This window comes from Mesorhizobium sp. M4A.F.Ca.ET.020.02.1.1, assembly GCF_004022645.1.
GTDB lineage: Bacteria > Pseudomonadota > Alphaproteobacteria > Rhizobiales > Rhizobiaceae > Mesorhizobium.
Map to the genome: position 1 here is coordinate 1 of NZ_RZOI01001368.1, position 521 is coordinate 521.

Sequence of the window (521 nt, forward strand, 5' to 3'; positions counted from 1 at the left end):
GTGTCCGCAGGCAATGTTGGGATCGATGGCGACGCGGTCGCCGGGCTTCACGGCCGTCACGTCGGCAGCGACAGCCTCGACCGTGCCGGCATATTCATGGCCGGGAACCAGCGGGAACGCGCCTTCGCCATAGCGGCCTTGCAGGACCTCGATGTCGGTGTGGCAGAGCCCGGCGGCGCGGACCCTGACCAGAGCGTGCCCCGGTGCGATCTCCGGCATGTCCAGCTCCGCCATGCCGGCAACGCCCGCGGCGGCAAATCGGATGGCTTTCATGTCATTCTCCGTGCGGGCAACGCCTCAGCTCATCCAGTTGCCGCCGTCGACATTGTAGGTCTGGGCGAGGATGTAATCACTGTCGGACGAGGCGAGGAAGACGGCGAGCCCGGCAATGTCCCCTGGGGTCGCGAAGCGGCCTATCGGCACGGACTTCGCCACCGCCGCCTTCTTCTCGCCCGGCTTCAGGCCCTCCCAGCGGGCGAAATGGGCGTCGACGACGTCCCAATGCTCGCCGTCGACGACAC

The 521-nt window shown here is 67.6% G+C and carries 2 protein-coding genes; both read right to left on the reverse strand.

Features of this window, described 5'->3' with window-relative positions; genetic code table 11:
* The coding region (locus EN742_RS37185; protein ID WP_148670626.1) for an alcohol dehydrogenase catalytic domain-containing protein at positions 1-273 on the reverse strand (273 nt) is incomplete at its 3' end.
* A 24-nt stretch (positions 274-297) separates the two neighbouring features.
* The coding region (locus EN742_RS37190) for an SDR family oxidoreductase (protein WP_128334001.1) at positions 298-521 on the reverse strand (224 nt) is incomplete at its 5' end.